At 33.6% G+C, this 25,396-nt stretch carries 27 protein-coding genes and 1 tRNA gene; 12 read left to right on the forward strand and 16 right to left on the reverse strand.

Annotated elements, in window-relative coordinates:
- Positions 1-95 precede the first annotated feature (95 nt).
- The 6 genes from DNC80_RS03340 to DNC80_RS03365 all read left to right on the forward strand — a co-directional run bounded on the left by DNC80_RS03340 (position 96) and on the right by DNC80_RS03365 (position 6,278).
- Entirely contained in the window at positions 96-872 is a 777-nt protein-coding gene (locus DNC80_RS03340) for a tol-pal system YbgF family protein (RefSeq protein WP_182649209.1), read from the forward strand.
- Between the two features lie 78 nt (positions 873-950).
- Complete coding sequence (gene ribH / locus DNC80_RS03345; RefSeq protein ID WP_182649211.1) at positions 951-1,523, forward strand: 6,7-dimethyl-8-ribityllumazine synthase; 573 nt, start codon at positions 951-953, stop codon at positions 1,521-1,523.
- A gap of 160 nt (positions 1,524-1,683) precedes the next feature.
- Positions 1,684-3,525: a DNA mismatch repair endonuclease MutL gene (mutL, locus tag DNC80_RS03350; RefSeq protein WP_182649213.1), complete on the forward strand. Its 1,842-nt coding sequence runs from the start codon at positions 1,684-1,686 to the stop codon at positions 3,523-3,525.
- Positions 3,522-4,268, forward strand: a complete 747-nt coding sequence (locus tag DNC80_RS03355; protein WP_182649215.1) for a rhomboid family intramembrane serine protease — start codon at positions 3,522-3,524, stop codon at positions 4,266-4,268. The genes mutL and DNC80_RS03355 overlap by 4 nt, the downstream gene beginning before the upstream one ends.
- A 48-nt stretch (positions 4,269-4,316) precedes the next feature.
- The gene (locus DNC80_RS03360) at positions 4,317-5,186 is read left to right on the forward strand and encodes a rhomboid family intramembrane serine protease (protein ID WP_182649217.1); all 870 of its coding nucleotides are present in this window, start codon (positions 4,317-4,319) and stop codon (positions 5,184-5,186) included.
- Positions 5,187-5,231: 45 nt separating this feature from the next.
- Positions 5,232-6,278 (forward strand): endonuclease/exonuclease/phosphatase family protein, encoded by a 1,047-nt coding sequence (locus tag DNC80_RS03365; RefSeq protein ID WP_182649219.1) that lies wholly within the window; start codon positions 5,232-5,234, stop codon positions 6,276-6,278.
- A 50-nt stretch (positions 6,279-6,328) separates the two neighbouring features.
- On the opposite strand, the gene DNC80_RS03370 is transcribed toward DNC80_RS03365, so the two are convergent.
- From DNC80_RS03370 to DNC80_RS03395, 6 genes are all read right to left on the reverse strand, one after another.
- The gene (locus DNC80_RS03370) at positions 6,329-6,946 is read right to left on the reverse strand and encodes a WbqC family protein (protein WP_182649221.1); all 618 of its coding nucleotides are present in this window, start codon (positions 6,944-6,946) and stop codon (positions 6,329-6,331) included.
- Positions 6,947-7,005: 59 nt separating this feature from the next.
- Positions 7,006-8,574: a signal peptidase I gene (gene lepB / locus DNC80_RS03375; RefSeq protein ID WP_182649223.1), complete on the reverse strand. Its 1,569-nt coding sequence runs from the start codon at positions 8,572-8,574 to the stop codon at positions 7,006-7,008.
- A 60-nt stretch (positions 8,575-8,634) separates the two neighbouring features.
- Positions 8,635-9,336, reverse strand: a complete 702-nt coding sequence (gene dapB, locus DNC80_RS03380) for a 4-hydroxy-tetrahydrodipicolinate reductase (RefSeq protein WP_182649225.1) — start codon at positions 9,334-9,336, stop codon at positions 8,635-8,637.
- A 146-nt stretch (positions 9,337-9,482) separates the two neighbouring features.
- Positions 9,483-10,004 carry a DUF5683 domain-containing protein gene (locus DNC80_RS03385; RefSeq protein ID WP_182649227.1) on the reverse strand — a complete coding sequence of 174 codons (522 nt, stop codon included), beginning with the start codon at positions 10,002-10,004 and terminating at the stop codon, positions 9,483-9,485.
- A gap of 38 nt (positions 10,005-10,042) precedes the next feature.
- The gene (locus tag DNC80_RS03390; RefSeq protein WP_144893256.1) at positions 10,043-10,942 is read right to left on the reverse strand and encodes a ParB/RepB/Spo0J family partition protein; all 900 of its coding nucleotides are present in this window, start codon (positions 10,940-10,942) and stop codon (positions 10,043-10,045) included.
- 4 nt (positions 10,943-10,946) lie between these two features.
- Positions 10,947-11,714 (reverse strand): ParA family protein, encoded by a 768-nt coding sequence (locus tag DNC80_RS03395; RefSeq protein ID WP_144893258.1) that lies wholly within the window; start codon positions 11,712-11,714, stop codon positions 10,947-10,949.
- Positions 11,715-12,120: 406 nt separating this feature from the next.
- Between DNC80_RS03395 and DNC80_RS03400 the strand changes: the two genes are divergently transcribed.
- Both DNC80_RS03400 and trxB read left to right on the forward strand, forming a co-directional pair.
- Positions 12,121-12,195 (forward strand) — tRNA-Pro (locus DNC80_RS03400).
- Positions 12,196-12,555: 360 nt separating this feature from the next.
- Entirely contained in the window at positions 12,556-13,503 is a 948-nt protein-coding gene (gene trxB, locus DNC80_RS03405) for a thioredoxin-disulfide reductase (protein ID WP_182649229.1), read from the forward strand.
- Between the two features lie 381 nt (positions 13,504-13,884).
- Here the strand turns inward: trxB and DNC80_RS03410 are convergent, their stop codons facing one another.
- From DNC80_RS03410 to DNC80_RS03430, 5 genes are all read right to left on the reverse strand, one after another.
- A complete protein-coding gene (locus tag DNC80_RS03410) occupies positions 13,885-14,718 on the reverse strand; it encodes a GIN domain-containing protein (RefSeq protein WP_182649231.1) in 834 nt (277 codons plus the stop codon).
- A gap of 76 nt (positions 14,719-14,794) precedes the next feature.
- Positions 14,795-15,529 (reverse strand): head GIN domain-containing protein, encoded by a 735-nt coding sequence (locus tag DNC80_RS03415; RefSeq protein WP_182649233.1) that lies wholly within the window; start codon positions 15,527-15,529, stop codon positions 14,795-14,797.
- Positions 15,530-15,531: 2 nt separating this feature from the next.
- Positions 15,532-17,271: a PspC domain-containing protein gene (locus DNC80_RS03420; RefSeq protein ID WP_182649235.1), complete on the reverse strand. Its 1,740-nt coding sequence runs from the start codon at positions 17,269-17,271 to the stop codon at positions 15,532-15,534.
- A gap of 5 nt (positions 17,272-17,276) precedes the next feature.
- Positions 17,277-17,606 (reverse strand): PadR family transcriptional regulator, encoded by a 330-nt coding sequence (locus DNC80_RS03425; RefSeq protein ID WP_086454625.1) that lies wholly within the window; start codon positions 17,604-17,606, stop codon positions 17,277-17,279.
- A gap of 235 nt (positions 17,607-17,841) precedes the next feature.
- On the reverse strand, positions 17,842-18,297 hold the full coding sequence (locus DNC80_RS03430) for a DUF4870 domain-containing protein (RefSeq protein WP_182649236.1): 456 nt from the start codon (positions 18,295-18,297) through the stop codon (positions 17,842-17,844).
- A gap of 267 nt (positions 18,298-18,564) precedes the next feature.
- Between DNC80_RS03430 and DNC80_RS03435 the strand changes: the two genes are divergently transcribed.
- Complete coding sequence (locus DNC80_RS03435; protein WP_182649238.1) at positions 18,565-19,017, forward strand: DUF4442 domain-containing protein; 453 nt, start codon at positions 18,565-18,567, stop codon at positions 19,015-19,017.
- A gap of 67 nt (positions 19,018-19,084) precedes the next feature.
- On the opposite strand, the gene DNC80_RS03440 is transcribed toward DNC80_RS03435, so the two are convergent.
- From DNC80_RS03440 to DNC80_RS03450, 3 genes are all read right to left on the reverse strand, one after another.
- Positions 19,085-19,306 carry a hypothetical protein gene (locus tag DNC80_RS03440; protein WP_144893270.1) on the reverse strand — a complete coding sequence of 74 codons (222 nt, stop codon included), beginning with the start codon at positions 19,304-19,306 and terminating at the stop codon, positions 19,085-19,087.
- Between the two features lie 177 nt (positions 19,307-19,483).
- Entirely contained in the window at positions 19,484-20,044 is a 561-nt protein-coding gene (locus DNC80_RS03445; protein WP_182649240.1) for a DUF6642 family protein, read from the reverse strand.
- 226 nt (positions 20,045-20,270) lie between these two features.
- Positions 20,271-21,182 (reverse strand): glycosyltransferase, encoded by a 912-nt coding sequence (locus tag DNC80_RS03450; protein WP_182649242.1) that lies wholly within the window; start codon positions 21,180-21,182, stop codon positions 20,271-20,273.
- A gap of 47 nt (positions 21,183-21,229) precedes the next feature.
- On the opposite strand from DNC80_RS03450, the gene DNC80_RS03455 reads away from it, so the two are divergent.
- From DNC80_RS03455 to DNC80_RS03465, 3 genes are read left to right on the forward strand one after another with little or no spacing between them, the layout of a single operon-like run.
- A complete protein-coding gene (locus DNC80_RS03455) occupies positions 21,230-22,315 on the forward strand; it encodes a glycosyltransferase (protein ID WP_182649244.1) in 1,086 nt (361 codons plus the stop codon).
- A gap of 1 nt (position 22,316) precedes the next feature.
- Positions 22,317-22,709, forward strand: coding sequence for an FdtA/QdtA family cupin domain-containing protein (locus tag DNC80_RS03460; RefSeq protein WP_144893278.1), 393 nt, complete (start codon positions 22,317-22,319; stop codon positions 22,707-22,709).
- Positions 22,706-23,794: a glycosyltransferase family 4 protein gene (locus DNC80_RS03465; protein WP_182649246.1), complete on the forward strand. Its 1,089-nt coding sequence runs from the start codon at positions 22,706-22,708 to the stop codon at positions 23,792-23,794. The genes DNC80_RS03460 and DNC80_RS03465 overlap by 4 nt, the downstream gene beginning before the upstream one ends.
- Here the strand turns inward: DNC80_RS03465 and DNC80_RS03470 are convergent.
- Positions 23,786-24,685 carry a glycosyltransferase gene (locus DNC80_RS03470; RefSeq protein WP_182649248.1) on the reverse strand — a complete coding sequence of 300 codons (900 nt, stop codon included), beginning with the start codon at positions 24,683-24,685 and terminating at the stop codon, positions 23,786-23,788. The genes DNC80_RS03465 and DNC80_RS03470 overlap by 9 nt on opposite strands.
- Positions 24,685-25,371 carry a cell division ATP-binding protein FtsE gene (locus DNC80_RS03475; RefSeq protein WP_144893284.1) on the reverse strand — a complete coding sequence of 229 codons (687 nt, stop codon included), beginning with the start codon at positions 25,369-25,371 and terminating at the stop codon, positions 24,685-24,687. Before DNC80_RS03475 ends, DNC80_RS03470 begins: the two co-directional genes overlap by 1 nt.
- Positions 25,372-25,396 lie beyond the last annotated feature (25 nt).

The raw sequence follows: 25,396 nt of genomic DNA on the forward strand, positions 1-25,396 counted from the left end.
CCATTACAACTTTATTTTTTTTTAATATTAAATCCTTTTTTTTATGTGGGTTTGAATAAAAATTTTATTTTTGCGATTCACTAAATTAAATTTAAATGGCAACTTATAATAAAAGAGGATATAAAGCACCAAAAGAAAAAGAAGTAAAAGAAGAAGCGGTAGAAGCAGTAGTTATTGATGAAAAAGACAGTACCACTGCCGAAGTATTTTCTAAATTAGATGAAACCGCATCAAGAACTGAAGACTTTGTTGCTAAAAATCAAAAAGTTATTATAGGACTAGTTGCTGCCGCTGCACTTGCAACGCTTAGTTATTTAGCATACCAACGTTTTATTGCTGCTCCTGCGCAAGAAGAAGCTGCCAATGAAATGTTTGTGGCGCAACAAAATTTTCAAAAAGCTACAGATGGAGTTTCAAGTGACTCGTTATATAAATTGTCTTTAAACGGATCTGAAGGTAAATTTGGTTTTCTAAAAATTGCTGACGAATATTCTGGTACTGATGCAGGAAATCTAGCTAATTACTATGCAGGTATTGCTTATTTAAATACTGGGAAATACACTGAAGCAATTGATTATTTATCAAAATTCAAATCAGAGGATATCATGTTAAGCGCTCTTGCAAAAGGTGCTATTGGTGATGCTTATGCTCAAAAAAACCAACCAAAAGAGGCTCTTGAAAATTACATCAACGCAGCTGGAACTAACAAAAACGATTTTACAACACCTCGTTTTTTATTAAAAGCTGGTAAAGTAGCTCTTGCATTAGGTAACAAAGCTGATGCATTGAAATATTTTACAGATATCAAAGAAAATTACGAATCATCTCCAGAGGCTGCATCTGTTGATGTTTTAATTGGTCTGTCTCAATAAAAATAAAAAGTACACAGGTTGCAGGATACCGTTTTGAGAAACTGTATATTGCAACTTAATACTGAAATCTAAAATAAGATGGCTACCGAGAATAAAAATTTATCTGAATACGACAAAAACGCGATACCAGATGCGAAAAATTTTCGTTTTGGAATTGTTGTCGCAGAATGGAATGAGAACATAACTGAGGGATTATTCAATGGAGCATACAGTGCTTTACTTGAAAATGAGGTTCCAGAGACTAGTATCATTAGATGGAACGTTCCAGGAAGTTTTGAACTTATTTATGGTTCAAAGAAAATGTTACAAACACAAAATGTTGATGCAGTAATTGCAATTGGGTGTGTAATTCAAGGGCAAACAAAACATTTTGATTTTGTATGCGAAGGGGTTACTCAAGGAATCAAAGACTTAAATATTCAAACGGATATTCCTGTGATATTTTGTGTACTTACGGATAATACCATGCAACAATCTATTGATAGAAGCGGTGGTATTCACGGTAACAAAGGTACAGAGGCTGCTATAGCTGCTATCAAAATGGCGTATATCCGTCAGCAAGCATCATTAAATAGTACTTTTAATCACCAACAATTATTGTCATCAGGTACTTTACAAATAGAAAATGTACCACTAGGATTAACAGAATAAAGAAGCAATAATGTTTTCAAAAAAAGCCTATACTTTACTAATTGTATAGGTTTTTTTAGTTTAATTTATGAGTGTTTTTGCTGTATTACCTTTGTAAAATCACTAAATTTGTGCATCTTGGTTTGAACTAAAAACCATTTTTTAAATCTAATTTTTTTTAATGTCGAGTATTATACAATTGCTGCCTGATCATGTTGCAAATCAAATTGCAGCGGGAGAGGTTGTTCAACGTCCTGCATCAGTAGTAAAAGAACTTTTGGAAAATGCAGTAGATGCACGGGCTACAGATATCAAGTTAATCATTAAAGATGCTGGTAAAGCACTTGTACAAGTGATTGATAATGGTTTAGGAATGAATGTAACTGATGCGCGCCTGTGTTTTGAACGTCATGCTACTTCAAAAATACGTCAAGCCGAAGATTTATTTTCCCTGTTTACCAAAGGGTTTAGAGGTGAAGCATTAGCATCTATTGCCGCTATTGCTCATGTTGAAATGAAAACACGTCAAGAACAAGATGAGTTAGGACATCACATCATTATTGAAGGTAGTAAATTTGTAGCACAAGAGCTTGCTGTTTTGCCACAAGGGACTTCATTTGCTATCAAAAACTTGTTTTTTAATATTCCGGCTAGGAGAAATTTTTTGAAATCAGATACAGTGGAATACCGCCATATAGTTGATGAATTTCAACGAGTAGCATTGGCTCACCCTAACATTCAATTTACATTTTACCACAACGGAAGCGAAATGTTTAATTTGCCTCCAGCTACGTTAAGACAACGTATTGTGTCTATATTTTCGGGAAAAACAAATGAAAAATTGGTTCCCGTTCAAGAAGAAACAGATATTGTTACTATTCAAGGATTTGTAAGTAAGCCCGAATTTGCAAAAAAGAGTAGGGGCGAACAGTTTTTCTTTGTTAATGATCGTTTTATTAAAAGCGGATACTTACATCATGCAGTTATGGCTGCCTATGACGGAATCTTAAAAGACGGAGCTCAACCGAGTTATTTTTTATATCTTTCAGTACCGCCAAACACAATTGATATTAACATTCATCCTACTAAAACTGAAATTAAATTTGATGACGAGCATGCTTTATACGCTATTCTTCGTGCTTCTATAAAACACAGTTTAGGACAATTTAATGTAGCTCCAGTTTTGGATTTTGATAGAGACTCAAATTTGGATACGCCTTATCATTACAAAGATTTATCCGGCGAAGTTCCATCAATTCAAGTTGACGGTACTTTTAATCCGTTTTCTAACGAAACTCCTAGCAAACAATTTTCTAGTTACAAAAAACCAGAAAGCTCCTCAAAATGGGATAGTTTGTATGTCGGTTTGAAACAGGATGTTTTTGATATAGAGCAAGTAACGTTTGAAAATGAGGAAGTCACATCGTCACTTTTTAACGATGAAGAAGTGGAGCATGCGGTGCACAAAACCTATCAAATTCATAAAAAGTACATTGTATCTTCCATCAAATCTGGAATGGTAATTGTTGATCAGCAGCGTGCACACCAACGCGTTTTGTATGAGCAGTTTTTAGTTAATATGACGGTACAACAAGCATCAAGTCAGCAACTATTGTTTCCTTTAAATTTGTTTTATTCGTCAAGCGAAATGGAAATTATCACTGAGTTGCAACAAGCGCTAAAAAATACCGGTTTTGTTTTTGAAGATAACAATACAGATCATATTGTAATTTCTGGAATACCTGTAAACATCACCGAGAGTGAAGTTTCTATAGTTTTAGAGCAATTAATAAGTGATCTTCAAGATGGAATTCCTGAGAGCAGTTTTAGTCAAAACGATACTATTGCCAAGTCAATGGCTAAAAGTTTAGCCGTAAAAACAGGAACGCATCTTACAGAGAAAGAACAGGAAAATTTAGTCAATGGACTTTTTGCTTGCAAAGATCCTAATGTGTCGCCATTTCATAAACCTACTTTCATCACCATGCGTGTGGAAGATTTAGATAAAAAATTTGCAGTATGAGAAACGTAACCGAAGTTGTTAAGCAATTAATTATTGTTAACATTCTATTTTTTATAGGGACATACCTTTTAGGAGATGTAGTTTATAAAGTCTTGGCTTTATTTTTTCCAGAGAATCCTAATTTTCAGTATTGGCAACCGCTATCTCATATGTTTATGCACGGAGGTGTCATGCATATTTTTTTCAATATGTTTGCTTTGTATTCTTTTGGATCAGCTTTAGAGCAAATATGGGGCGGGAAAAAGTTTTTGTTTTTTTATATTTCTTGTGGTTTAGGGGCGGCTTTGTTACATACGGGTGTAAACTATTATTATTTTAACGATGCTATTACTACCTTGACAGCAAATGGCTTTAATAAGCAAGATATTTTACAGCTTTTAAATGAAGGTAAAATAGATACTCGTTGGCAGCAATTTATAAACGCCTCTGATTTTTCTAATTTTACTAGCGCTTATGCTGGGACTGCTGTGGGAGCTTCCGGAGCAATTTACGGAATTATAGTAGCTTTTGCGTTTATGTTTCCTAATGCTGAACTGGCGCTTATGTTTATTCCAGTACCTATTAAAGCTAAATATTTTGTTCCCGGATTGGTTCTTGTAGATTTATACTTGGGAATCTCAGGTAAATCTATTTTTGGCGGCGGAGGAATAGCGCATTTTGCGCATGTGGGTGGAGCACTCTTTGGTTTTTTAATGATGTGGTATTGGAAAAAAAACCAGTTTAATAGAAACCGCTGGAATTAATACAATACAGATCGAGTACATTTTTAATAGGTATAAAAGAATTGGTATATGAATGTTATTGATGATTTGAAATTGCAATACAAAATGGGAGGAATTGTTATTCGTCTTATTATTTGGAATATCGCTTTATTTGTGATTCCTTTTTTAGTTTTTTCCCTTTTATCTTTAATGGGTATTACTATAGATTATCTTCAATATGTTAGTTTATCATCAAATCCCACTGTTTTTATAAGCCAGCCTTGGACTATTCTGAGCTATGCTTTTTTCCATACTGGAATTATGCATATTCTTTTTAATTTAATTGTACTGAATTTTGCTGGTAGGTTATTCATGACTTATTTTACAGGCAAGCAATTGTTTGGGTTGTATGTTTTGGGAGCTATTTTTGCTGGAATAGTGTATGTTTTAGTTTTTTATATTTTGGCAATAGATGCGCCTATTGTTGGGGCCTCTGCGGCTATAATGGCTATTTTGGTTGCAGTTGCAACATACAATCCATTGATGGAACTCCGAATGTTGATATTTGGAACTGTAAAGCTTTGGCACGTAACAGCTGTTATTCTTTTTATAGATTTAATGCAATTGCGTTCCGGTAATATGGGTGGGCATATTTCTCATCTTGCAGGAGCTTTATTTGGTTTTTTATTCATTAAACTACTTGAAAATGGTACTGATTTAAGTAAGATAATAACAGGTATTATCAATTTTTTCCAAAATCTATTCCAAAAAAGTAACGCTACTCCTTTTAAAAAAGTGTATAAATCGCATCAAAAACCAGCACCAAAAACAGTTTCTAGAATTGTTGTAAAAGATAATAATCAGCAGCAAATAGATCAAATATTGGATAAAATAAGCCAATCTGGTTATGATAGTTTATCTCAAAACGAAAAAGAATTCCTTTTTAAAGTAGGAAAATAATCTGAATTTAATTGTATATTGTAACTAGTATTTAAAAGTGTAAGTATGAGAAATCTTTCTTGGTTTAATAAAGGTATGTTTCTACTCAATATAGTCCTGACATTGGTGACTTTTATTGCTTATAGTTTACCTTTCTTGGCCCCGAAATCTTTCCCGTTATTATCAGTTCTTACTTTATTCATGCCTTTGTTCTTTGTTTTTAATACCTTGTTTTTTTTCTATTGGGCCTTACAATTTAAAAAACAATTGATTGTTTCTGGAATTGTATTATTAATTGGGATTACCTTTATCAATAAGTTTTATAAATTTTCAAGTGTTGAATTGCCTAAAGTAGAACAAGATTTCACTATCATGAGCTACAATGTTAGACTCTTAAACGTTTTTAAATGGATCGAACGTGATGATGTACCTGGTGATATTTTGAATTTTATCAATGAAAAAAACCCTGATATATTGTGTATTCAAGAGTTCTCATCAACTGCTGGAATAGATTTAAAAGTATATCCTCATCGCTATATTTTTACCGAAGGAAACCAAATCAAAACGGGTCAAGCTATTTTTTCTAAGTTTCCTATAATAGATCATGGTAATATTATATTTCCTAAATCCAGTAATAATGTCATTTACGCAGATATAAAGAAGGGAAAAGATATTATTAGGGTATATAACATGCACTTACAATCTATCAAAATTTCTCCTGACGTAAATGAAATCGATGAAAATATAGATGCTATTAATCAAAATAAATCTCAAAAACTTTTTATTCGAATCAGTAAAGCATTTAAACAACAACAGCAACAAGCTGAGCAGTTTCGGGAGCATAAGTTAAATTGTACTTATCCAGTAATCATTTGTGGTGATATGAATAATAGTGCATTTTCTTATGTTTATAGAAGTATAAAAGGGAAAATGAAAGACAGTTTTGAAGAGGCAGGTCAGGGTTTTGGTGAAACCTATAAGTTTAGATATTATCCAGCAAGGATTGACTATATTTTTGCTGATGAAAGAATGAAGGTGAAAAAATTCGAAAACTTTTCTAATTTTATAAATTCAGATCATTTTCCTATAATGGCACGTTTATCCTATGAATAGATTATGTTTGGTATTAAACCAATTTTTTTTGGGATGCTCGTGGTAACAGATTATAATGTCTGATTTCTCAAATAATCCACAGTAAACTTACCTTCATTGAATAGTAAATCTAAAATGCTTAAATTATTCAAAAAGCCATGTTTGTCATCAAAAACTTGTTGATAAGGTTCAAATTGCGATTGGTCTTTTTTCCCGTTTACCAATGTTCTGTAATCCAAAATAAGTTCTGGATTGGTCTCCAGTAAATAACTTGTTGTTTTTGAATAATCAATTTTCATGCGCATACACTTGGATAATAATTCCAACACTTCAAAGTTTAAATCCATCAGGAAATCATGCTTTTTTTCGAAAATGGGTTGTAAATCATCTTCAAAAAACTCAAAAAAAGGGGAGCTTCTATATGCTGCCTCTAAGGATTTGAAATGCTGTTTTTGCCAATCAAAATCATTTTCTATTCGAATGTCTTTTGTTTTTTGATGGCTTATTTTAGTATGTTTTATAGGGATATTCAAAAGTTGAATTCCATTTGGACTATAAATGTACGTTCTATTTCTGTTGGTTTGCTTTTGAAAATTATCTTCTACCTCATAAAGTACTGATTCAGCTTTTGCAATGGCTACAAAATGGCTTATGGATGGGAAATAGGTGGGGTGTATGATAATATTCATGATGTTGTAATATACTAGCGTTTAGAGTTTTTAGTGCTACTAAACGCTAGTTTTTTTATTTAAACTTTGTTTGTTTTTCTTTTTTTCCAAAAATAATCTCCTATGAAAAATACAACTAGTCCAATTAGGAATAATTGAAAATAAGATTGAGGTTGTCCTTCACCACTCACGGTTGTGAAAACTCTATCCCAACGGATTTTATTAATTCCTTTACCGTTAGGATCTATACTTAACCATATAAATATTGGTTTACCTACAATATGATTTTCTGGAACAAATCCCCAGTATCTGCTATCTTCAGAGTTGTTTCGGTTATCTCCCATCATCCAGTAGTAATTTTGCTTAAAAGTATACTCTTTAGCAATTTTACCATTGATACGAATTTCTGTGCCGTTTACTTGCAACTGATTGTTCTCGTAATCGTCAATAATCGTTTTGTAGAAAGGTAGGTTTTCAATATTTAAAGCAACAGTTTTTCCTTGTTCCGGAATGTAAATAGGTCCGTAATTGTCACTATTCCATTTTTTGAGGTGAGGAAAAACTCCTTTGCCAAAATTAGCTTGGTCAACTCCAGCCGCAATTTGTTTGATAACCGCTGTTATACCTGGAGTGTTTTTTAAAACTTGTGCACCAGCATCGGTCAATGCACTTAGGTAAATGGTATCTCTCTTAGCTTCGTTAGTAAAGAAGGCTCTATCTGTAATGTCTAGTTCTTTGAAAAGATATTCAAGATCAATTGGCGTCTTTCCATCAAGCGCTACTTTGTATGAAAATTGCGGTTTTGCTCTTTCTGGTAATTGAAGGATCTTGCCGTCAATATATACATCACCATTTACAATAGAAAGGTTATCGCCAGGAACACCTACGCATCTTTTTACATAATTTGATTTTTTATCAATTGGTTTGTAGGCTCTTCTTTTTGAGGTATCAAAAAATTTATAAACGGTGTCAACTGGCCAGTTAAAAACTACAATATCAGTTCGTTTGATGTTTTGTATCCCGGGTAATCTCAAGTATGGCAATTGTGGCCATGACAAGTATGATTTTTTGTGTGTTAATGGGATAGAGTCATGAACCATAGGAAGCGCTACAGTAGTCATAGGTACTCTTGCTCCATAGTTCATCTTACTTACAAAAAGAAAATCACCTACTAGCAATGATTTTTCTAATGACGGAGTTGGAATTGTATAAGGCTGGATTGCATACGTATGAACTAATGTTGCTACTACCACAGCAAATAGTATAGAGCTTATAGTGTCAGCTGTTTTGTTTTGAGGCAGTACACTTCTATCAGCTATATATTCTAGTTTTTGGGTGTAATTGACATAATAGATGTAAAAACCTAATGTGATTATCCCTAGCAAAGTATCTAATGAAGATTTTTTACCAAAACTTCTCAGGGTTTCAATCCAAATTACTGGGAATAAGATTAAGTTGATTATCGGAATAAAAAGTAAAACGGTCCACCATGTAGGTCTACCTATTATTTTCATTAATACGATTGCGTTATAAACAGGAATAGCTGCTTCCCATTTTTTTCGTCCCGCACTTTCATATAATTTCCAAGTTCCTAAAAAGTGAATTATTTGTACCAGTAAGAAAAATACAAACCATTGATATACAGTCATAGTCTTTTAATTTTATTTAATTATTGTGATGGAATTTCACAAAGAGAATAATTTTTGTTTTTATTTTAGATCTAATACATCTTTCATAGAGAAAATCCCTTGTTTTCCTACTATCCATTCTGCCGCGATAACTGCTCCAAGTGCAAATCCATCTCTGTTGTGTGCCGTGTGTTTTATTTCGATGCTATCAACTGTCGAATTATATTCTACGGTGTGCGTTCCAGGAACGGTTCCTATTCTTTTAGCATCAATGTGTATTTCACCTTGATTAGGATTTTCTAAGGTCCAATTAGTGTAAGTGCTGTTGTCCATAATTCCTTTGGCTAAAGAAATAGCGGTACCACTTGGTGCGTCTAGTTTTTGGGTATGGTGAATTTCTTCCATGCTTACTTGGTAGCTGTTAAATTTCGACATCATCATGGCGAGGTATTCGTTCAACTCAAAAAAGATGTTTACTCCTAAACTAAAATTAGAACTAGAAATCAAGGCGCCTTTCGTTTCAAGGCAAAGTGCTTCAATTGTACTGTAATGCTCTAACCATCCTGTGGTTCCTGAAATTACAGGAACATTAGCATGAAAACAACTCGAAATATTTTCTACAGCTGCTGACGGTACACTAAAATCAATGGCTACATCAGCAGTAGAAAGTCCTTCAAAAGTACTTGTTTCCTCTTTTCTTAATACGATTTCATGACCTCGTTCCAAAGCAATTTTTTCAATCACTTGGCCCATTTTTCCGTATCCTAGTAATGCAATTTTCATTGTAATATTTTATAATTTAAAGCCAAATGAACTTTGACAATTTTATTTTTTGCTTGCTGCAACAACTTCGTTTAATTGGATTACTAATTATTTTAATTCAAGCATACTTATTTTATATTGATGAAAAATCAAATCAATTTTCTCTTTCAAAAAGTATAATTAATAGTTAGTCCTGCATTTGTCTTGAACGTTACATCATTTTGAAAAATAGCGGGGCGTAGTGATAAGTTTTCATCAACATTAAACTGCAATAAAGCCGCATCAACATTGGCATCAATAATGTTTAAAGCATAAAAAGCAAGTGTTACAAGTGCAGATAAATCTCTATTACGCTGGTAAAATTTTTGCCCTGCAATCAATCTGTTGTTGTCAAGAAATTCTAAATCTTCAGTTACAACACCTTCTAGGCGTCTTTTATAAGCCGTTCTGTATTGTCTGTACTTTTTATTATTATCCGCATAAAAGTATACACTTGTACCTATAGCTCCGTAAACTAAGGGAATTTTCCAGTATTTTTTATTGTAAGCTTGACCTAAACCAGGAAATACTGCCGAGAAAAAAGCAGCTTTTGCAGGTGTAAGTGGATCAATATTTGACGTTTTCAATGTATCCTTCGCTATGAGTTCAGTATTGTTTTTGGTTTGTGCAAAAACAGAGCTGAAATTCATTAACATGAGAATGAAGATAATGAAAAATGATTTAAACACTAGTCGTTTATTAATTTAATGATTCTTTTAAAATCTTCTTCAGAGTGAAAAGGAATGGTTATTTTACCTTTTCCGCCGCCTGTTACTTTCACGTCTACTTTGGTACCAAAATAATTAGTAAAGGTATTTTTATGAGCATCCTCAACCTCAAACGAAGTAGCTTTTGGTTTTCCTTCAGGTTTTGGTTTTAGGCTCTCTTGATAATTTTTTACCAATGCCTCGGTATCGCGCACCGATAAATTTTGGCTAACAATTTTTTGATAAATATCAGCCTGAATATCTTGGTTTTCAATATTGATGATGGCTCTACCATGACCCATACTTATGAATCCATCTCTAATTCCCGTTTGAATAATAGGATCAAGTTTCAACAAGCGTAAATAATTAGCAATAGTAGATCTTTTCTTCCCTACACGATCACTCATTTGTTCTTGTGTAAGTTGGATTTCATCTATCAATCTTTGGTAAGACAAGGCAATTTCTATAGGATCTAAGTCATGACGTTGAATGTTTTCAACCAATGCCATAACCAGTGATTCATTATCGTTTGCAATACGAATGTAAGCAGGAACGGTAGTAAGTCCTACAAGTGTAGAAGCTCTAAGACGACGCTCTCCAGATATAAGCTGAAACTTATTAAAATCTAGTTTACGTACGGTAATAGGTTGTATAACACCCAGTTCTTTTATAGAAGTAGCCAGTTCTCTCAATGATTCCTCATTAAAATTACTTCGGGGTTGAAACGGATTTATTTCGATTGCAGCAATTTCAAGCTCAATAATATTCCCAACAACCTTATCGGCATTTTTATCATCAACAGATTTGATATCGTTTTCTGGATCTTTCAATAACGCGGATAATCCTCTTCCTAAGGCTTGTTTTTTAATTGCTTGTGCCATAAAATTATTTACTATTTTTCTTTATGATTTCTTGTGCAAGGTGAAGGTAGTTTACAGCACCTTTACTTGTTGCATCATAATTAATTATGCTTTCGCCAAAACTAGGCGCTTCACTCAATTTTACATTTCTTTGAATGATTGTTTCAAAAACCATATCGTTAAAATGTTTTTGGACTTCCTCAACAACTTGGTTAGATAAACGCAAACGAGAATCAAACATGGTTAACAAAAGTCCCTCAATATCTAAATCTGGGTTGTGTATTTTTTGAATACTTTTTATGGTATTTAACAACTTACCTAATCCTTCCAGAGCAAAATATTCGCATTGAATAGGAATAACTACAGAGTCCGATGCCGTTAAAGCATTAAGAGTTAACAATCCTAATGATGGTGCACAGTCAATGATAATGAAATCGTATTCATCTTTTACGCTAGCCAATGCTTTTTTAAGCATGTATTCTCTATTTTCTTTATCAACTAGTTCTATTTCTATAGCAACAAGGTCAATGTGAGATGGAATAACGTCAACATTGGGAGCAGAGCATTTAATAACTGCTTCTTGCGGAGTATGGCTGTGCTCTAATATTTGATACGTCCCTATTTCTACTGATTCAACATCTATCCCAAGTCCGGATGATGCATTAGCTTGAGGATCAGCATCAATAAGTAGAACCTTTTTTTCTAATACACCTAATGCAGCTGCAAGATTAACTGATGTTGTAGTTTTGCCAACTCCTCCTTTTTGATTAGCAATCGCGATGATTTTGCCCATTTGTTTTTCTAAATTTTGAACCGTAAAAATACGATTATTTATGGTTTTTGAAAATCTATTTTGTTAACAATCGTGAAACCACAATTTGAGTGATTTTACTTGTGTTTAAAATTTTAGTTTAATTTTTTCATTTAAAAGCTATTCCAGCTGTTCGCTACAAGGTCTTGCAGTTGCCTCTGCTTTTTTACTGCCCTAAAAGGAGCTTCTTTTAGTCGCTCTTTTAGGACAAAAAAAGCAAGATGCACCTAGCGCAACGCTTTTCGCGACCATCTGGGCTAGGGCTTGTGTATAAGGTAGAAAACACTATTAAGTAAAACTCGTTTTATCGTCAACAGATAATTGCAGTTGCATATTTATCAAAAATACTTGCGTAAGCCAAAAAGAGTTGTATCTTTGCACCCGCTTTCGGGGTGTAGCGTAGCTCGGTTATCGCGCCTGCTTTGGGAGCAGGAGGCCGCAGGTTCGAATCCTGCCACCCCGACAAAAGCCGAATGATATCGTTCGGCTTTTTTTATTTTCAAAAGTTGAGTTTTAAGTTAATATCCTATTTTTCGAAAACTCAAGAAATGTATTATGTTGGTTATAATTCTATATTTTTAGAAGTAAGACTCGGATAAACCATTTTCTATTGTTTGCAACAAATGTCAACTTAATATTTAATAATATCTCTAAGTACTTGAAAAATATTTAGTTAAGATAAAGTTTTTAGTTTTAGTTTATTTTCTTCTTATTTGCACTAGAAGGATTTTTTTATTATCAAATAATTAAAACTGATATAGTACTTTATTACGTACTGTAATAAAAGCTTATTTTTGTACCAGAAAATTTTAATAATCACACCATGTCAGATACGATCGAAAAAATCAAATGCCTTATTATAGGTTCAGGACCTGCAGGATATACTGCAGCAATTTATGCAGCTAGAGCTAATATGTATCCAGTTTTATACCAAGGAATGCAACCAGGAGGACAGTTGACAACCACAAATGAAGTAGAGAACTGGCCAGGGAATCCAGAAGGAATTACAGGACCAGAAATGATGGTAGGTTTACAAGCTCAAGCGCAGCGCTTTGGAGCCGATGTGCGTGACGGTTGGGCAACAAAAGTTGATTTTTCTGGAGATATTCATAAAGTTTGGATTAACGACACAAAAGAATTGCATTGCGAAACCGTAATCATTTCAACTGGTGCTTCGGCTAAATATTTAGGCTTACCATCAGAGCAACATTACTTAAAAATGGGTGGTGGTGTTTCTGCATGTGCTGTTTGTGACGGCTTTTTCTACAGAAACCAAGAGGTGGTAATAGTAGGTGCAGGAGATTCAGCTTGTGAAGAGGCGCACTATTTGTCTAAACTTTGTAAAAAAGTAACTATGTTAGTGCGTAGCGAGAAATTTAGAGCTTCAAAAATCATGGAGGAGCGTGTACGCAAAACAGAAAATATCACCATTTTGATGAACCACGATACTGTTGAAGTACTTGGGGATGAACAAGTAGTTACAGGTGTAAAAGCGTTAAACAAAACTACAGGTGAAACTTTTGAAATTCCAGCAACTGGATTTTTCGTTGCTATTGGTCACAAACCGAATACGGATATTTTCAAAGAGTTTATTACACTTGATGAAACAGGTTATATTGTTAACACACCAGGTTCTGCACTTACAAATGTTGCAGGTGTTTTTGTAGCTGGTGATGCTGCAGATCATGTATATCGTCAAGCTATAACAGCAGCAGGAACAGGTTGTATGGCCGCATTAGATGCTGAAAGATATTTGGCTGCAAGGGAATAACAACTATCGACCAGTCAAAAAAAAGTCTCTTTTATTTCAAAAGAGACTTTTTTTTTTGAATCAATTTTCTGTTTAAAACTTGGATCATTTTGGCTATTCAGTCTATTGTTTACTTGCACAATGTGTTACAGACCTAACAGGTTTTTAAAACCTGTTAGGTCTCAAACGATCACCCGCTGCCCTGGTTTTTCCAAATTCTTTAGTACTCGATTCGATTGAATTCCTACTTCCATAGAAAAATAGAGCAAAGTATTTGCAACGCGGGAAAGTAAGATAAAGCAATTGGTAAACAAGTAAGCCTCCCGATTGGGCTTCCACAAAAAATAAATCACAAAAAAACAGGCACTTTTGCCTGTTTTTTTGTTTTTAGTAAAGTTACTGTTACTTCAACTTCTTGATTAACTTAGTCTCGTCAGCAAACTTTTTAATAGTTATTTTAGGGTTTCCTATTAGCTGGATTTCAGTTTTATTTGCCGCATCAATACTTAATGTTGTGCTTGTATTTATGGCGCAAGTAGAATATCCTTCGATGGTTAGTTCCGTATTTTTCAGCGTTAATTTATTGGCTGTTAAGCTAGAGTTGTTGTCTAAACGCAAGATAGCATTCGAGGCATCACCTTCAATAGTGGCATCTGATTTTTGGTACAAATCTGTTTTTAAATCAACGGTTGTAACTAGTGCTTTCAAACTAGAATTTTTACTCATCTCAATACTAGCTTTTTCAGCTTTGATATTGAGCTCGCCTTTTGCTTTGTCATCAGCTTGGTAAACCAGTGATTTAGAATTGATGTTTAAAAATAATTTAGAGGTGCCGCTTGCTTTTAGGATTACGCTATCTAATAGTAATTCTTGAATGGCATTTAAAGTAGTCTCGTCTTTGGCTTGAATTGTTTTTAAATTCTCGGTATAGGTTACTCGAACAATCAATTTTTTATAAGCTGTAGCTTTTTTATTGGTGTAAATACGTAATGTTTTTTCGTTTTCGTCAAGTGCCACTACGTCCTGTAAATTATCGTCCGTTTCAACTTTTATGCCTGCTTTTTCTCCTCTTTCTAGATGTACTTCTAGATTGTTTTCAATTTGTAAGGTTTCAAAGTCTGCAATTTTTCGTTCTACAATTGTAACAATTTTGGAACCTTTTACTTTGTCAGATTTTTGAGCAAATGCTACACTTGCTGTGGCTATAAGTAGCACTAAGAGGAAATTTTTTTTCATGTCTTGATATTTATTACTTACAAATATAAAAAAAAATCATCCACTAGTAAGGGATGATTTTTTTGTTTGAAGTCTTTTAATCAGCATCAACGCTGCCGCCTGAACTAGTATTTTTTTGGATAGACTTAGGTTGTATGTCATAATGAATTACACCACCGCTAGAGGCCTCTGCATTTAAACTCACAATAGGATGCACATTGATACTCGCACCGCTGGAAACATCAGCCCTAACGGCATTTGTTAGCAAGTCATAAGCGTTGATTTCACTTCCGCTTGACGCTGTATTTTTAGTCTCTAGCGCTTTTCCGTTTACTTTTATTTCACTACCACTACTAGTGTCACAGCTTACAACATCAGCTTCTATGCTAAGGTCCATGGTTGCAGCACTTGATGTATTAAGTCTAATGTTTTCTCCTTTTAAGGTGTTCTTACTCACAATCGTTGCTCCGCTTGTAGCTTCAAGTTCATCAATAACTGGCATTCTTACGATTACCTTTTTAACATCGGCATCATTCATTAAATTTTTGTCAAAGGTGATTACAAGCGTACCATTTTCAACTTCCGTAGTCAAATATTCTTGTAAGTTTTCGTCCGTTTCTACAATGACTTCAACCTTGTCTGATTGTTCTATTTCAACATCAATGCCGCTATTTACTTCGATACTTTTAAATCGCTCTGTAATTTTTCGGTTTTCTGTGGTCACATTTCCATTTCCTTCAACAGCGTCAAAATTAAAATGGCAAGAGGTGCATAATAAGGCAATAAGTACACCTACAATAAACTTAGTAATGAGTGTGATAATTTTTAGCATGATTATTTATTTTTTACAATTATTCCGTCTTTGTTTATTGATAACCCTTTTCCAGAGCTGTTTTTAGTTTCGGTTGTGTTTTCTACACTGTTCTCTACTGAAGTACTGTCAACTTCACTTGAATATTCAGAATTGTATACCTCTTCCTCTTGAGTTTCTGAATCATTATATTCATTTTCATCAGCAGGGCAATTTAAACATTTTATTTTATCTGTTGTAACTTTGTAAACGTAATTGTCTGAACTGTAATGTAAATTAAAGAATTCATCATCAGATCTGTCGTAGTTTTGTACAGATGAATCAGGCTTAATAAACGTGCCTACCGGAACAAATAGGGTGATATCTACACTTTGATCACGGTATTTATTTTTTAATTCAGTAATCATGTAATTGTCTAAAACAATTTGATTTCCATTGATGGTATACGCATATTTAATTTGCTGAGCTCTTTTTTTAGCTTCAGATAATGATACACCTCTAGCTTCTTTTTCTATTTGAAGGTAAGGCAGTTTTTCATCTGTTTTTTCAATTTTAAAACGCACATCATTAGAGTAAATAATGTTAGTTCCAGTAGAGTCTTGAGTTACCTCAAAATTTCTATTGTCATCTACGTTCTTGGCAAAATAATCGTTGTATCTAAACTTGATAAACAGCGTATCTGTAGGTTTCAAATTGATGGTTTCTTTTTTTACATCTCTACCGTCCACTGCAAATGCACTAGCTTGTTTAATCCCAATTGAGATAGCAATTGAAACTGCAATAATCCAAATAGCAAGCAAGGTATATTTTACAATATTTCCTATTGATTTCATGTTTGGGGCTAGTAATTTAAACCCTAGCAACGTTAAGAAAAAGAACGGAATCCCAACTGCAAAAAACATAAGTAATCCAAAAGACCACACAGGATAATCAGTAAAATTGCCTGCTTCAATAAAATTTTGCCAAGGGAAATCGATAAACAATCCAGAACCCAATGTAAAAATACCAATCAACAAGAAAAACAAAACGGTGATTCCAGACAAGATCAATAATATGCCTAAGAATTTTGCAAAAACTTTAAAAACGGTCATGATAAAATCTCCAAACGAGCTTCCTATTTTGTTTGCTCCTTTTTTAATATGGACACCGTATTTGTCATAATCTACATTTTTTAGCTTTCCAGAAACGTTCTCAAACTCTTCTCTAACTTTTTTTTCAATGTTTGATATATTAACGGGTTCTCCAGTCATTTCAAGTTTTTCAGAGGTTGTTACGGCCTCTGGTGTTACAATCCATAAAATGATATACGCTAAAATACCAGTTCCAAAACCAGCAAAAACAAGCAATACTAGCACTATTCTGATCCACACAGAATCAACCCCAAAATAGTAACCCAATCCTTGTGCTACACCACCTAGCATCCCTTTTTCTTTATCACGATACAGTTTTTTAGTTCTTCTGCTCGTGTTTTGGTATGGTTTTGCTTCGGCGTTTTCGTCTTCAATGATATAGTCTTCAGGTTGCCCCATAACCGCAATCATTTCATCAACTTCTTTCAACCCTATAACATGCTTGTCGCTTATTTGTTTTTCATTCAACAATTCAGACACGCGCATTTCAATATCTTTTAATATTTCATCGTGTCCAGAGGAATTTGATAAAGAGCGCTTAATAGCATCAAAGTATCGAGTCAATTTTTGGTATGCATTTTCATCTATATGAAAAACCATTCCGCCTAGGTTTATATTTACAGTCTTGTTCATGATTATTATTTTTGGTTGGTTATAAGGTTTACAGCATCTGATAATTCAGTCCAGGTGCCACTAAGTTCTTTTAAAAAAGTTTGTCCTATTTCGGTCAAGCCATAATACTTTCTTGGTGGTCCTGATGTAGACTCTTCCCAACGATAATTGAGCAAACCGTCATTTTTTAATCGAGTCAATAAAGGGTAAATGGTGCCTTCAACAACTAGTAATTTTGCGTTTTTTAAAGTGTCTAATATTTCTGATGTGTATGCGTCTTTCTCTTTTAGTACTGATAGGATGCAAAACTCAAGAACACCTTTGCGCATTTGTGCTTTTGTGTTTTCAATGTTCATAATTTCATTTTTTTGATTTTGTGTGATTAAAACTGTTCATTCTTTGATTGATTTTCTGGATTTTACTCCAGCGTGATTGATTATTATGATGATTTTTTAGGAGCAGTCAACTCCCGTTTTTTTTAAGAACTACTATTCCTGCTTTTCACTCTATCTTTTCTGGTCTCTAAAAAACGAGACCAGAAAAGGATGCCGTTGCAATCAGGGCTATAGAGAACTTTTAGTGCTTTCATGTCTATTTTAAAAACGGAATGGTAAGCGGGTATTTATATGCTATGCCATTAGATGTTTGCATCGAAGCATAAATAATGTAAAAGAACTCAACAACTTTTAATATTAAAAACAGTAAAAGACTCACAATTCCTACGGTCAAAAATCCAGCATTGTCACTAAAATTAAAATCAGACAATATAAAATTGTGATTCTCATGCAAGGTATTCAACGGGATGTTTTTAAATACAGTGATTAAAAAACAAGGAATTGCTATCATTAACAAAACTAATGAATAGAGTAATAAACTCAACTGAAAATTAATAGCTTGTTTCCCGTGGTGATCCACAAATTCCGATTCTCCTTTTTTGGTGCTCCACAATACAATTGGGAAAATGTAATTCCCAAAAGGAATAAAATATTGAGTTAGTGTACTCAAGTGTGTAAATGTGGCAATGTTTTTTTCTGTAGATGATTCCATTTTTTTTGATTTTTTTAGATTTCTGATGATGATTGAAACTGATTTGATTTTTTGATTAATTAGGCTACCTAGTAATTTCTTATACAAATATATGTCTAAAAGAAAGTATCTTGTATCGCATAGTACCAAATATTAACATAAAATTAACAAATAGATTTTATAGGCGTGCATAGTATTTTTTTGTATTTTAGCCAAATACCAAATGACAATACCCCTGACAGCCCATGTATTACCATTTGTAATTAAAATTCATAAACTAGAAAGCCTATGTTACTTACTGCATCAAAACTTAATAAATTTTTACTTTTCAAATTACCATCGGCTTTTATTTGCGGAGTTCGCGTAAAAAACATTGACGAAAAAAAATGTGTTGTATCTGTAAAACACCGTTGGATCAATCAAAATCCGTTTAACTCCATGTATTTTGCCGTTCAAGCTATGGCAGCAGAATTGGCCACTGGTGCGCTTGTGATGTTTCAAATTCAAAAAAGTGGTCGTAAGATTTCAATGCTAGTAGCAAACAACAAAGGAAATTTTACCAAAAAAGCCACGGGTCGCATTACTTTTACGTGCAATGACGGTCATTTAATTGAAAAAGCAATTCAGGAAACTATTGCTACAGGAGAGGGGCAAACGTTTTGGATGAAATCCATTGGCACGGATGAAAAAGGAGTGCAAGTTTCAGAAATGGACTTTGAGTGGAGTGTAAGAGTAAAATAATTACCTACTTATATAAAAGTAAAACGCCTCTAGAAAGAGGCGTTTTTTATATAATAAATATTGGTTTTTAGCATTTTTTACCGGCACTTGATGCATCGCATTTTTTTCCTTTGGCTTTACATGCTGCCATACATTTTTCAATTTCAGCTGCTGACATGGCTGCTTTTCCACCTTTTTTAGAACAACAAGCCTCTTTTTTTGCTTTTTCTTTGGCTACTGCCTTAACTTCTTGAGCATTCATTTGAAGTGTAAAAAAAGCAATTACAGCTAGGGATACTATTTTTTTCATGAGTTTTAATTTTTGAATTTTGTATTTCAAATATAAAGATTTTATGCAATGTTGAATCTCTTATTGTGAAAAAATTAGTCTTTATGCCGCCATTTTAACATATAAAAATAGTTTAAGAAGCTATTGTAGTCACTTTTTGTTTGAACTGGTTTCAATATCTGAAATTCTATAAACGTGTTAATAATACATTCTAAAATCAAGTAATTTGCACAATGCATACTGTTTTTGATGCAGTTCTTCAACAATTTCAAAAATATCATCTTGCTCTTCAAACAGTCCAAAAAACAAACGGTCTAGCGCGGTACTACTCACATTAGGAAGGAATGCACCATAGCCCGAGACAGCTTTTGCACCAGTAACATCAATAAAATATTGTGCCTCATCTGGTGATAAATCAAGAATTTTTGAATTCGCAAAATGAACAATTTTCCCTCTCATTTTCCCTTCAAATAATTCGGCTATTTCTTCAAGGCTGTAAAAATATTCGTTGATGCAAATCGTATTGGCTTCGCCAGGCATTACCAGATAAATGATTTCGTAATTGGTAAAATTATGATCGTCGTATAGGAGTGTGTTCAAGCTTTCTTCTAGTCCTTCTATGGTATCACATGTTTTATAAATGCTAGTCAATCCTTGATCTGATGCTAGTTTTTCTAGATGTTTTACAACTTCGGTATCTAGATTTTCCTCTACATCGGCTACAGCCTCAAGACAGAAAATAAAAGTATCGGTTTCCATTTTATTCGATTTAGATGATGTAAATAATAAAGAATTCCAAATGGCACTATACCCGATTTAAAATATCTCATGATAACAAAAATAAGGTTCTACGGCTATATTCTTGCCTAAACGAGTGTGAAGTTATTGCAAAAAAAGTGTTGTGAACACCGTTTTTTTGTAAGACTAGTATTTGGTTTAGATGTTTTTTTATGACGAAAGTTTTTTTATAAAACCCAACTAAGAATTATCGGTATCTTTTTTTGAGTATGATTAAGGCTAATACGTTGGCCTCTAATACGATATATTTGAGAAGTAAAATTGGGTCGATTGTTCGCAATGCTATTTCTATTTCATGGTGAATCATGTTTAAAATGGCCTTGTTTTCCTCGGTAGTGGTATTCATTTTTAAAGCATGGATTACAATTTTATAAGTAGACCGGTTGTATTTTCGTGTTTTTGAATTCAATCTTCGAAAACGGTAGGTACTCAAGGAATTTTTTAACTCTCTTTTTTGTAACAGAATTTGATCTATGTAATCAAAGTTGTAGCTGCGTGCTGCTCGTATCCAGAAATCATAATCTTCATAATGCAAGTTTTCATTATAGCCATTTAGCTTTTCATAAACCTCTCTTTTTGCCATTGCCGAAACGGAACAAACATTATTGTCTAAACGCAATAATCCTAAATAAATGTCGCCTGTAGGTTGGCTTTGTATTCTTTTTTTATTTTGGTCTACCTCAAAAAAATATCTGAAATGCGTGTTGTCTTCAAAGATCATTTCGGCATTACCGTATACAATTCCAAGATTAGTGTAAGTGCTATTTTTAAACTGCTCTATTTGCGTGGCTACACAATCGGGATGGAGTAAATCATCAGTTGCAAAATCAATAATATAGGAGCCAGTGGAGCGCTTGAAGGCAGTATTAAAAGATTTTGTATTCCCTTGGTTTACACGATTGGAAATAAAAATAACATTTGGATAGTTAACGAGCCATTTTTTAATTTCAGCTACAGAATTATCTGTGCTACAGTCATCTACAATAATAATTTCAATGTTTTTATGCGTTTGATTTACAATTGATTCCAGTCCTTCTTGAACAAATTTTTCATGATTGTAACAAAGACAGATAACGGAAACTAGTGGATTGTAATTCATTTGAACAAAGAAGTGTTTATATTTGAAGCTAAATTAGTAAATTAAAAATGATTCCGAAAAAAACAACAATTGCTCTTGTGGGCGATTCACTGGGTGGCGGTGGTGCAGAACGTGTGCATGCCGTGTTGTCTGTTTTTTTTGAAAGCAAAGGGATTAAAGTTCACAACATTATTTTTGTTGACGATATCGTTTATGATTACAAAGGAGTTGTACTGAATTTAGGCAAAAAAAATACAGCGACAACCTTTAAAAAGCTACAACGATTGCACGAGTTACAAAGTTATTTTAAAGAACATCATTTTGATTTTGTTCTTGATTTTCGCTATCGGGTGAATACGATTAACGAATTTTTGATGGCACATTATGTCTATCAAGCGAGTGTTATCTATACCATTCATAGTGGAATTTTACACAATTACATTTCAAAGAAACCCTGGATTGCCCGTTTTATTTATGGAAAACATAATTTTGTAACCGTAAGTAAAGCACTGGAAAAGGCATTGCTCCAGCAATACAAAATTAAAGCTCAAACCATTTACAATCCTTTTGAAATTGAAAAGATTCAAGAATTAGCTCTGGCTAGTATGCCAATGGATGGTACCTATATTATTGCTGTGGGTCGAATGAACGAAAAGGTAAAACAATTTGATGTTTTAATTGAGGCATATTCCAAAACAGTATTGCCACAAAATGGAATAAAATTAAAAATTATTGGTTCTGGAATCTATCTTGAGGATTTAAAACGGCTTGTTGCTGAAAAAAAATTAGGTGATTTAGTGGAATTTTTGGGTTATCAAAAAAATCCTTTTTGTCACCAAAAAAATGCTCTTTTCACAGTAGTTACCAGCGAATATGAAGGACTTTCAAATGTGATTATAGAAAGTTTGTTAGTAGGAACTCCTGCCATTTCCTATGATTGTTTTGCTGGGCCAAGTGAAATTATTACAGACCGATTCAATGGTTTGCTGGTTGAAAATCAAAATAAGGATCAACTAGTTGAAGCTATAGATTTACTCTATACGGATGCTGAATTAAGAGCATTTTGCAAAGCGAATAGTGTACCAAGTGCGCTTCGGTTTTCAGTAGAAAAAATTGGAAATCAATGGCTTGATTATTTAAATACGAAGAGGTAAGATGCAAATAGAAATTATAGACATACCCAAGATTGAAAATGTGCTTGGGAACATTGCAGTTATAGAAAATGAGGTGATTCCGTTTGAAATTAAGCGTGTGTATTATTTATTTGATATTCCTAGTTCTTCAAAAAGAGGCGGACATTCTCATAAAAAGCTACAGCAAGTTTTAATTGCCATTTCAGGAAGTTTTGATGTAGTTTTAAAAGATGGAATTACAGAAAAAACCATTACCTTAAATAAACCTGACAAAGGATTATTGATTAAAAATGATACATGGCGCGAACTTGAAAATTTTTCATCAGGTGCCGTTTGTCTTGTCTTGGCTTCAGCCACTTTTGATGAGGAGGATTATATCAGGGATTTTGATACTTTCATCAACTCAAAAAAATGAAACTACTTTATATAGTTCCAAATATCAATAACGAAGGAGGGGTTGCAAGAATCTTATCCTTGAAAACGAATTATTTTATCACACAATGCGGTTATGAAGTCCATATTTTGACTCAGAATAATGGGCATTCTCCCTTGTTTTACTCTTTTCATGAGGATGTTGTGTTTCATGACATGCAGTTAAAAGGTGCTGCTCATTTGTTTGCTTTTCAATATTATAAGGCGTTAAATCAATATATTTCCCTCATTAAACCAAATTGCATTCTCGTTTGCGATAATGGATTAAAAGCTTTTTTACTTCCTTTTTTAGTTTGTCGCAAAATTCCACTTTTGTTAGAAATTCACAGTTCAATTTATGTACAGGAGCATCCTTCGTCGCATGCTGTATTCAATTCTTTGAAACAGAATTTGCAATATCACTTCAAAAAGTATGCTGCTCAAAAGTATACTAAACTTGTATTTTTATCCAATGAAAGTGCTCTTGAATGGAATGTTAGGAAGAAAGCAATAATTCCTAATCCATTATGGTTTGCCCTAAATTCTGTTGCGCCGCTTTCATCGAGAAAGGTACTTGCTGTAGCTAGAAATACTTATGAGAAAGGGCTTGACAGGTTGTTGCCTATTTGGAAAGAAGTCGTAACATTATATCCATCCTGGAAATTAGAATTATATTGTGGCAACTACCAAGATCTTGAGGTGTTAGCACGAGAGTTAGGAATACAAGATTCAGTAGTTTTTTTAGACCCAATCAAAACGATTCAAGAGGCCTATTTACAAGCAACTATTTATGTTATGACGTCTCGGTACGAGTGTTTTCCTATGGTTTTACTGGAGGCAATGGCTGCTGGAGTTCCTTGTGTTGCTTATGATTGTCCTTGTGGTCCAAGAGCAATTATCAATCATGGTGTTGATGGATTGCTTGTTGAAGATGGCAATCAAGATGAATTTATAAAACAATTGCAGTTGTTGATGAGCAATGAAACGCTTCGTTTAGAAATGGGCAAAAAAGCGCAAGCTACAAGTAATGCTTACCAGATAGATAAAGTTATGAATGAATGGCAAAAATTAATCAAGTCCTTAACCTAAAGACTTTGGGTTTGAAATAGAACACAAATAGCCCAATCTGAAACAATTAAAAAAGAATAATTTTGGACTGTTACTTTTTAAATTTTGTTCTAATGCTTTCGCAAATACTTTGAAAGCCAGCGCTATACCGTATTCTATTTTAGTACGAACTAAAAAATCATATAGAGAAAGCAATTTGACAAACTTAGAATCAATTGTTTTTGTTTGATACAATTGCTGCAAATTTTCCAGAGATTGCTTGGTTTTACTTAAATAATCATAGTTTGTGTCAATATCACCGTGTTCAACGGGATTTTCAAGATGCTTTAGCGTAAAAGGTTTGAGACTCAAGCGATAGGAAAGTTGGGTGTCGTCATGACCGTATTTGGTGGTGTTCGTGTCAAATTTCACCGTGTCAAAACAATTTTTTTTGATGAGTGTATTGTTAAAAAGAAGTGCAGAATACCCTTTTTTTTCTCGTTCAGGGGCACTTTGGTCTTCCATATAGCGACCGTATTTCCAGCGCAGTTTTTGATTATTTGAAGGGCACTTTTCAGGATGTAATCGGCCACCATAAATAATATCGAATCCGTTTATTTGCTTGACATAGTGGGAAATATAATTTTTGTTTATGATAACAGAATCGCCATCTAAAAAAAGCAGCCAGTTGTATTTTGATTGTGCTGCTAGATTATTTCTATTTTCTCGGTGGCTAATATTATTTTTTAAGGAAACAAAGCTACAATTAGATAAGTCGTTTATTTTTTCATTAAAACGATTCAAATCAGATTCTGAAGCATCATCTTGGCAAATAATTTCGAATGGTATTTCTTGTTCTACACATTGTCTATGCAGTTCTTGAACGGTAGGAAATGCATTGAAATTATAAATAGGAACAAGAATAGAAAGCATTACGAATTGCGTTGCTGTATCACTTCGAATATTTTAGAATCCTCACATTTTAATGTTTTGGATGGGAATTTCATCAATAAAGCATAATCATGGGTAGCCATAATGATTGTTTTTCCTATAGCATTAATCTTTTTTAGTACTTCAAGAACTTCGGCACTGGTTTGAGGATCAAGATTTCCCGTAGGTTCATCAGCAAGGATTAGCTCTGGATCGTTTAGTAATGCACGAGCAATTGCAACACGCTGTTGTTCTCCACCAGATAATTGATGTGGCATTTTTTTGCCAAATTCACCCATCCCTACTTTATTTAAAACTTCCTCAATTTTAGCTTCCATTTCACCGTTATCGGTCCAGCCTGTAGCTTTAAGTACAAATAACATGTTGTCATTTACAGTACGATCGGGTAGTAATTTAAAATCTTGGAAAACAATTCCTATTTTTCGTCTCAAAAACGGAATATCATCTTCTTTTAAGGTAGCCAAATCAAAGTCAACAATTGTTCCTTCTCCCTCTGTCAAAGCCAAATCAGCGTATAGTGTTTTCATCAAACTACTTTTACCAGAACCTGTTTTACCAATGATGTAAAGAAATTCGCCATGCTTTACCTCCAAGTTTACATCAGATAAAATCGATTTGTTTTCTTGATAAATAGTTACATTTTTTAAGGATAGTACGGATTGTGACATGTTTTACATTTGTTTATGGGGTAAA

Origin of the sequence: Flavobacterium sp. SOK18b (genome assembly GCF_014156605.1) — a bacterium.
GTDB classification, from domain to species: Bacteria; Bacteroidota; Bacteroidia; order Flavobacteriales; family Flavobacteriaceae; genus Flavobacterium; species Flavobacterium tiangeerense.